Below are 4,210 nucleotides of genomic sequence, written 5' to 3'. Positions count from 1 at the left end.
CTCGGTGGCCAAAAGCACTTGACCACTACAAACGGCTGTTTCCTTCACCTGATCGAAGAACAGCTGATCCGCCGGGGTAAACTCTGTACCAAATCGCTCATTGAGCTTATCGACCAGTGTCGATAACTGCACCTCTTCCTCAGCCTGGCCGGTGCCGACCTCGGTCGGGCCATAGAGGGCTTCCGGCTCGCCTACTTTCAGGTCGATGGCTCCTTCACTGATTTTCTGAAGCCGGTAGTACTTTAACTCTACCTCATCATCAACTTGCACCGTGCGGGTATCGGCGGTATAAGGCAGTTTGGTGAGTAGGAAGCGGGAATAGGTGTATAGCTTCTCGTGGTCCGAATCCTGATACGGGATTATCTGGGCAACGAAGCCGTACAGGTTACGGAAGCTGACCAACTGCCCCTTGAACAGGGCCTGGTCTTCCTCGCTCAGTTTCTTAAATCGCTCGACAGCCAGGTTAATCAGACTGTTCAGCTTCTTGTGCTCACCGCCTGTCGGGTTGAGTCGGTTGCGGAACCAGACCTCACACCAAGCGCTCACCTCGCCCTCAGTGAAAATCTGCCAGGTTGACAGCGTGTAGGCCAGGTTATTGAGCTGCTGAGGATCGGTATCCTCTTCCTTGGTGGTCACCTCGTAATAGGGTTTGAACGCCTTGTAGATTTCATCCGGCTCATTCACGAAGTCCAGAACAAAGGTATCTGTCTTGCCCTTGGCCGTTCGGTTAAGCCGCGACAGTGTTTGCACCGCCTGAATGCCTGACAGCTTCTTATCCACATACATGCTGTGAAGCAGTGGCTGGTCAAATCCGGTTTGGTATTTTTCAGCGACCAGTAACACCTGATATTCCTCGGTGTTGAATTTATCCGGTAGCTCAGACTCCTTGATGCCCTCGTTCATACCGACTTCGGTAAACGTCTTGTCAGCATATTCCTTGAGAGCGATCTCCCCCGAGAAGGCTACGAGGGACTTCACATCCGTATAGCCTTTAGATTTGATGTACTTGTCAAAGCCCAGCTTGTAGCGCACCGCATGTTCACGAGAGCTGGTCACTACCATGGCTTTTGCCCGGCCACCGATCTTGTGGCGGGTATGGGTGCGAAAGTGCTCAACGATCACCTCAACCTTCTGCGCTATCTCATAGTCGTGGAAGGAAACAAAACGAGCTAGCGCCCGCGCGGCCTTGCGGCGCGGCACTTCAGGGTCATCCTCCACCTTCTGGATCAGCTTGTAATAACGCTTGTAGCAAGTGTAGTGGGCTAACACGTCATGGATAAAGCCCTCTTCAATGGCCTGCCTCATACTGTAGTGATGGAACGGAGCTTCCCCGTTTCGTCCTGGCTCGTTGAACACGGCCATGGTCTTGAACTTGGGGGTAGCGGTGAACGCAAAAAAGCTCAGGTTGGGCTGTTTGGCACGTTTGAGCTGCTCACGGATGAGTTCCTTTTTGGCTTCTTCGCTAAGGCTCTCGTCTTCCATGTCCAGCAACTGCTCAGCGATGGCTGACTCGATGCCATCCTTGTTGAGAATTTTCCGCAGCTCCATGGCCGTTTCGCCACTTTGCGAGCTGTGAGCCTCATCCACAATCACCGCGAAGCGTTTGCCTTCCGTCGAAATTGAAATGCCTTTGCCTTTCTGTTCCAGCGTGCGAATGGCCTGACTGATGAAGGGGAATTTCTGGATAGTCGAAATGATGATCGGCACGCCGTCAGCCAGCGCCTTGGCCAGTTGCTGAGTGTTCTCGTCGATCTTCTGAACAACGCCCAACTTGTGCTCGAATTGGAAGATGGTGTTCTGCAATTGCTGGTCGAGTACCCGGCGATCAGTAATCACCACCACGGAATGGAATACTTTCTCGTTGTTGGCATCGTGCAGACTGGACAAACGATGAGCCAACCAGGCAATGGAGTTGGATTTACCGGAACCCGCAGAGTGCTGTACGAGATAGTTATGGCCGGAGCCCTTGGCTTTTGCGTGCTGGGTCAGAGACCTTACGGCATCCAGTTGGTGGTACCGGGGGAAAATCAGCGTTTCCTTGCGGTGGCGCTTGATTCCCTTTTCGGTCACGACCGTTTTCTCTTCTACCTGAAGGTGCAGAAAACGGGCGAGGATATCCATCAGGCTGTCCCGCTCCAGCACCTCTTCCCAGAGGTAGGCGGTACGAACCTCACCTTCCATGGGCGGGTTGCCAGCGCCGTGATTAAAACCCCGGTTGAAAGGCAGGAAAAAGGTATCCTTACCCTCCAGGTGCGTGGTCATAAATGCTTGCTCGGTATCTACTGCAAAATGCACCAGGCAGCGATTCTTGAAGGCGAACAGCGGGTCTTTGGGGTTCCGTTCGAAGCGGTACTGGGACTTGGCATTTTCTACCGTCCATCCAGTCGCCGACATGGCATTTTTCAGCTCCAATGTGGCAACTGGGAGGCCGTTCACAGCAAGCACCATGTCCGGAATTGCACCGGTCTTTGTATGTACCTGACGAACCACGGTAAGCCTGTTCGCGGCGTAGCGTGCAGCCGCGCCGGTATCAATACTGGTATTGGGAGCAAAATAAGCCAGCTTCACCGACTTGCCGACGCACTTGAAGCCCTCGCGCAGCACGGTCAGGGCGCCTTTTGCGGCCAGTTCCTTGGTGAGCGCATCCAAGAGCATGCTGTCGGCCTTGCTCGAATCCAGGTTGTTCAACCGCTCCCAGATCTTGGGTTGTGTCTTCTGCACAAAGCTCACGACATCCCCCGGGAACAAGGCTGTTTCAGCATCGAAACTGGTGGGATCCCCCTTTTGACAGATAGCCACCCTGGGTGATCAGCGCCTGCTCTATGGCGTTCTCAAAGTCTATTTCTTTGTGCATAACCTATGTTCCTTTTTAAAACTTGGCTGGGTTCCAGCGACTACTCTTGGTCAGAATCGTCGTTCTGCTGCTTTCCCAGCTTCTTCTGAGCGTTTTCTACTTGTTTGACGCTTTTATCCGGCGTGGGCAGGTTTTCTGGCATGGTACCGCCCAGTTCGCCAATGGTTTGTCGAACCTTCTGGCCTACCTCGAAATGGGTTTTGTTGGCGTTCTGCTTACCCTGAATGTTGTCCCGGCGAAGCTTCTCTTCTGCCTACGTGGCACGGAACAGATTGGCAGCGAGCTCTGTGCTCCCCATGTAGTCCAGAATCTTGTGGCTCTTTTTGAGCCCTTTTCTGGCGTGTAAATCCTTGGCACCCAGCCCCCCGTATAGCCCTTTGTAGCCATGATCCTGAAAAATGGCGTAATCCAATGGGGTCTCCACGCCAGCATCCTGGGCAGCCGCCGCCAGGTACTTGTTGTGGGCGATAAGCTCCTTACGGATTGCCAGGCGCTTCTCATCCTCGGAGAGGGATGTGAACTGCTCGCTGTCCTCCAGCTCCTGTCGGCGTGTCTGGATAGCAAAGTAGGTCTGGCCGTTGGCGATGACCGGCTTCGTAGGGTCGCCGTTCTGGACGATCAGGTAGCAGGCATAGCGTGACAGGTGGGCATCCGGTACCGGGCGTTGCGCGCCGGAGCCTATGTCGACCATTTTGCTGACGTCAGCAAAATGGTCTGCAACCTCGTTTCCTGACTTCGCGCAGGCCTGCTTCGCCTTATCAATAACCTGAACAAAATTTCGCCACTGCTGGTACTCCAAGAGCGGTGCCAGCTCCCTGGCTGACCAGAACTCGTTGCCATGCTCATCCTCTCTGCGGATGCCTTCAAAGCTCTCGTGGTGGGTATTGGTGGACGGCGTATCAGCCATGGGCAACCTCCCTTTGCTCAGTAGTAGGTATGCAGAAGTCCCGTACGTCGATTTTGCCGGTGACAGCATTGGTGATCAGGGCTGCGCGGTATTCGTTTAACTTATCTATAACTAAGCGAACTTTCGCAATCCGATCCTCTACTTGAGATACTTCTTTATCTAAGTACTGGACAATAGCTCGCTGCTCGCTGATATCGGGAATTGGAATCCATAACTTTTTCAGGTCGTCTTGACTGAGATTGGGCTGCCCACCACCGCTTGAAAGTGATATTAAGATGGGTTTTCGCATCCGAAGCCAGTAGTAAACGAAGCGAGTATCGAACACTGTAGGTTGAGAATAAACGCAGCAAGCTTGATTGACGGTAGCATCTACCCCGAATATTCCAAGTCGACCAATCGTAGCACCATACATAGCTATGGCTACGCTTTGTCTGAAAAATGATGTCTTG

General features: G+C 53.2%; 3 protein-coding genes. All 3 read right to left on the bottom strand.

Translation table 11 applies throughout. The annotated features are described in order from the left end of the window. Positions 1-2,730 (bottom strand): type I restriction endonuclease subunit R (locus CCD76_RS18865; protein ID WP_256961393.1); only part of this gene is annotated, 2,730 nt, incomplete at its 3' end. Between the two features lie 377 nt (positions 2,731-3,107). Then, positions 3,108-3,761, bottom strand: coding sequence for a DNA damage-inducible protein D (gene dinD / locus CCD76_RS18860; RefSeq protein WP_256961392.1), 654 nt, complete (start codon positions 3,759-3,761; stop codon positions 3,108-3,110). After that, positions 3,754-4,210, bottom strand: a 457-nt coding sequence (locus tag CCD76_RS18855) for a restriction endonuclease subunit S (protein ID WP_179208972.1), incomplete at its 5' end; no start/stop codon positions are given. The genes CCD76_RS18855 and dinD, both read right to left, overlap by 8 nt.

It is taken from the genome of Salinicola salarius, from assembly GCF_002179555.1.
Classification (GTDB): Bacteria; Pseudomonadota; Gammaproteobacteria; order Pseudomonadales; family Halomonadaceae; genus Salinicola; species Salinicola salarius_A.
The sequence above is the reverse complement of the archived record's forward strand: the minus strand, read 5'-3'. Positions and strand labels throughout refer to the sequence as shown.